This window comes from Streptomyces sp., from assembly GCF_050698815.1.
Classification (GTDB): domain Bacteria; phylum Actinomycetota; class Actinomycetes; order Streptomycetales; family Streptomycetaceae; genus Streptomyces.
The window spans coordinates 1-3,860 of the sequence record NZ_JBOHCV010000753.1; the positions used below are offsets into that span (position 1 = coordinate 1).

Here is a 3,860-nt window from a genome sequence, read left to right on the forward strand (position 1 = left end):
GGCAATGCTGGACTACCGGCGCGGGCTGCTGGCCGAACACCTCAGCGACACACCGCAGTCGGCGCAGGCCGCCTACCGGCGAGCACATGCCGCGGCGGCAGCACTCGACGACCTGCTGCTGTGCTCCTTCACCTGGCGGCATCTGGCCGGACTCGCGCTGCGCGAGGGCGAGTTGGCTGAGGCGCGGCACGGGTTCGCCGAATCACTGCGCATCCGCGAGGAGCTGGGTTTTCTTGTCGGCATGGCGCCCGCGCTCGCGGCCCTCGCGGACGCGGAACCGGAACCGGAGGCGACCCGGCTGCGCGAGGAGGCGGGTCGCCTCTTCCGGCTGCTGGGCGGCGTGCCGAGGTGGCTGGCCGAACAGCTTCCCGCTGCCTGAGGCGCCGGCTCAGCGCGTGAGGTGAGCGCGCAGCAGGCGTTCCGCCGCGGCCAGGTCGTGAGCCCGCAGGGCGTCCAGCAGGGCGATGTGCTCAGCAGCCTCACCCACGAGTTCCGCGGCCGGCACCGCGGGGGCGTGCGGGGCGGGGCGGCGCTGGGCGCGCCGCTGGATGTCCGCGGCGACCGCGACGAGCCGGCGGTTCCCGGTCAGCTCCAGCAGCGCCCCGTGGAAGTCGGTGTCGGCGTCCGCGAAGGCCGCACGGTCACCACGGGCCGCGGCGGCGAGTGTCGCCTCGGCGAGCGGGCGCAGCGTGGCCCAGTGCTCGGGCGGCACGGACGGGGCGACCCGCAGTACGGCCGGGATCTCCAGCAAGGCCCGGATCTCGGCGAGTTCGGCGAGCTCGCGGGCATCGCACCCGGCTATGCGGAAGCCCCGGTTCGGGACGGTCTCGACCGCGCCGTCGCAGACGAGCCGCTGCATGGCCTCGCGTACGGGCGTAGCCGAGACGCCGAACCGCTGGGCGAGGGCGGGCGCGGAGTAGACCTCGCCGACGGCGAGTTCACCGGAGATGAGGGCTTCCCGCAGGGCGGTGAGGACCTGGGCGCGCACGGAGTGCCGCCGCGGCAGCTTCGGCGCGGCGCCACCGCCCGCCGCCGCCGGTGGTGTTGCTGGTGGTGGTGGTGCGGGCTCGCTATGCACGTGCTCACCGCGTGCCGCATCGTCGGCGGGCCGCTCGGCGGCCTGCGGCCGGGACGGAACGCGGGGGTGGAGCGCGGCCGGCCCGGGCTGCCCGGACGCCACCGCTCTGGTCTGCTCCATCTGTCCCCTCCAGGTGTCGCCAGGGGTGTTCCCGAGCACGATAAGCGGCCCGGGCTCCAGATCAAACCTCCACCGTATCGGCTAAGGTAAGGCTTACCTGCTAACGATCGTCGATACGGTGGTCCGCTCATGGCCATGTCCGCGTTCGTCCCCGCCGCCCCCGAGCCCGCCCGGGTACCGGGCCCGGAGTCCGCGGCCTCGCCGTTCAGCGCCTCGTACGCGCGGCTGAGCGAGGTCTTCCCGGGGCTGCGGGTGCGCGAGGTGGCGCCGGGCGGTGCACCTCGGAGCGGCGCGGGATGGGTGCACGCCACCCAACTGGCCGAGGGCGGAGCGACTCTCGCATCCTTCCTCGAATGGGACGAGGCACAGCTGCTGCGCGACCACGGCCTGCGGCCGCGTCCCGATGTCGCGGCCGGCTTCGGCCTGCACCGTTACGCCTGGCCGGTCTGCCTGCTGATCACCATCCCCTGGTTTCTGCAGCGCCGGGTGCCGCGGCTGCCCGCGGAGGCCCTCTCCTTCCAGCCTGAGCTGGGCGAACTGTCGGTCCGCATCGACGAATTCGCCTGCCTGCCCGGCGACCCGGCCGGGAACGGGCCGGGTGCCCGGGTCGTCCCGGACGGGGAGGCCCTGCGCGCGGAGGTACGGAGCGCGGTCGCCGAACACCTCGAGCCGATCCTGGCCGGATTCCGCCCCCGGATGCGGCGCGGGGCGCGGGCGCTGTGGGGCGTGGCGACGGACGAGATCACCGAAGGGCTCTGGTATCTCGGTCATCTGCTGGGCGAGGAGCAGCGGGCGGTGCGCGAGGCCGGCCAGCTGCTGCCGGGTGCCAAGGCCCCGTACGCGCAGGGCGCCGGCTTCCGCGAACTGACCGGACGACAGGGGGAGTCGCTGCCGACCCGGGACCGGGCGAGCTGCTGCCTCTTCTACACGCTGCGTCCGGAGGACGTCTGCGTGACGTGTCCGCGTATGTGCGACGCCGACCGTATCGAGCGGCTGTCCGCGAACCGCTGACCCGTTCGACCCATAACGCACCTGTCCCTGCGAACTGCCCCCCGTTCGCGGTAAGTTGCGGCGAAACGGCGTGTCCGCGCACATTCTCTGCGCCAAGCTACTCGACGACACGAAGCAGGCCAAACGCGAGCACGGCGCCCCCGGTGACCCCGGCGGGTCCAGCCCGCCCGGGCGGCAAGGGGCACACCCGATGAGAGTGACGGACATGACGCTGAGCTGGCTGGTGGCGAGCGCCCTGCTGCTCGCCGGCGTCGTGGCGGCGGTCGTGGTGATGGCACGCGGACGCGCGCAGGTGCAGCGGTCGGCGGACCAGGACGGCGCCGCGCCGGACTCCTGGGAGCGGCTGGAGGAGCGGCGGCGGCGCAAGGAAGCGCGCTATGCGACCGCCGCCTATCTACTCCTCTTCTGCTGTGCCGCGGTCGCCGCCGCGCTCTCCTTCCACGGCCTGGTCGGCTTCGGCAGGCAGAACCTCCGGCTCTCGGGGGGCTGGGAGTATCTGGTTCCGTTCGGGCTCGACGGCGCGGCGATGTTCTCCGCGCTCATCGCCGTGCGGGAGGCCAGCCACGGGGACGCCTCACTCGGGTCGCGGCTGCTGGTCTGGGCGTTCGCGGGAGCGGCGGCCTGGTTCAACTGGGTGCACGCGCCGCGTGGCATCGACCATGCCGGAGCGCCGCAGTTCTTCGCCGGGATGTCGCTCTCGGCGGCGATCCTGTTCGACCGTGCGCTCAAGCAGACGCGGCGGGCCGCGCTGCGCGAACAGGGCCTGGTGCCACGGCCGTTGCCGCAGATCCGGGTGGTGCGCTGGCTCCGCGCGCCGCGCGAGACCTTCCGTGCGTGGTCGCTGATGCTGCTGGAGGGGGTACGCAGCCTCGACGAGGCGGTCGATGAGGTGCGGGAGGAGCGCAAGCAGCAGGAGCAGGAACGTCTCCGCCGCCGTGAGCAGGAGAAACTGGACCGGGCTCAGGTCAAGGCACTCAACAGGCAGCACCGCGGGCGGGGCCGCAGCCGCGGCAGAAGGCACGTGGAGATGGAGATCCCCTCAACTGCCGGATCCGCGGCGCCGGTTGTCCCCGCTCAGGCGGTGCCCGCGGCGGCCGAGAGCGCGCCCGGGATGCTGCCGCTCCGGTCGCGGCCAGCGTCTGGTGCCGCAGGCGACGGCATGGACGTGGACAGCACCTCCGGCGCGGCCAGTCCACGGCTCGACTCGCGGGAGGAGAAACTCGCTGAGATCGAGCGGCAGTTCGGCTGATCCCTGGATACCTCCGACCCTCCGGCCACTCAACACCGGTCCGGTGCCTTCCCGTTGGGACTCGGGACGGCACCGGGCCGCTGACTTTTCGTGGCCTGCCGCGTCAGCCTTCCCAGACGGCCACTGCCGTACGGTCGTCCGCGTAACCCCGTACGCGGAGCTGGACATCGGCCAGGAACGCGGCGAGGCCCGGTGGTTCGGCTTTCTCAGCCCAGGAACGCGCCAGCTGCTGTGCGAAGCCGGGCTCTCCCCGCAGCGGTGCGGCGAGCCCCGGGCTGCACAGCAGCAGCGTGTCGCCACGCTGTGCCACGGTGGCGCAGACCCGGAACGGCTCCGGCTCCTGGCGCGGCTCCGGTGGTGGCATCAGCGGCGGGACCGGCTCGCCGGGCGGCACGCTGAGAG

3 protein-coding genes and 2 pseudogenes are annotated in these 3,860 nt (G+C 73.4%); 3 read left to right on the forward strand and 2 right to left on the reverse strand.

Annotation, left to right across the window (positions count from 1 at the left end):
* A pseudogene (locus ACRDP3_RS26795) lies at positions 1 to 379 on the forward strand (hypothetical protein); the annotation flags it as partial.
* A 9-nt stretch (positions 380 to 388) separates the two neighbouring features.
* Here the strand turns inward: ACRDP3_RS26795 and ACRDP3_RS26800 are convergent.
* Entirely contained in the window at positions 389 to 1,198 is an 810-nt protein-coding gene (locus ACRDP3_RS26800) for a GntR family transcriptional regulator (protein ID WP_431519592.1), read from the reverse strand.
* A gap of 129 nt (positions 1,199 to 1,327) precedes the next feature.
* Between ACRDP3_RS26800 and ACRDP3_RS26805 the strand changes: the two genes are divergently transcribed.
* Together ACRDP3_RS26805 and ACRDP3_RS26810 are read left to right on the forward strand one after the other, a co-directional pair.
* On the forward strand, positions 1,328 to 2,209 hold the full coding sequence (locus ACRDP3_RS26805; RefSeq protein WP_431519593.1) for a (2Fe-2S)-binding protein: 882 nt from the start codon (positions 1,328 to 1,330) through the stop codon (positions 2,207 to 2,209).
* A 190-nt stretch (positions 2,210 to 2,399) separates the two neighbouring features.
* Positions 2,400 to 3,458, forward strand: coding sequence for a DUF2637 domain-containing protein (locus ACRDP3_RS26810; protein WP_431519594.1), 1,059 nt, complete (start codon positions 2,400 to 2,402; stop codon positions 3,456 to 3,458).
* A 103-nt stretch (positions 3,459 to 3,561) separates the two neighbouring features.
* Here the strand turns inward: ACRDP3_RS26810 and ACRDP3_RS26815 are convergent.
* Positions 3,562 to 3,860 (reverse strand): annotated as a pseudogene (locus ACRDP3_RS26815) (protein phosphatase 2C domain-containing protein); the annotation flags it as partial.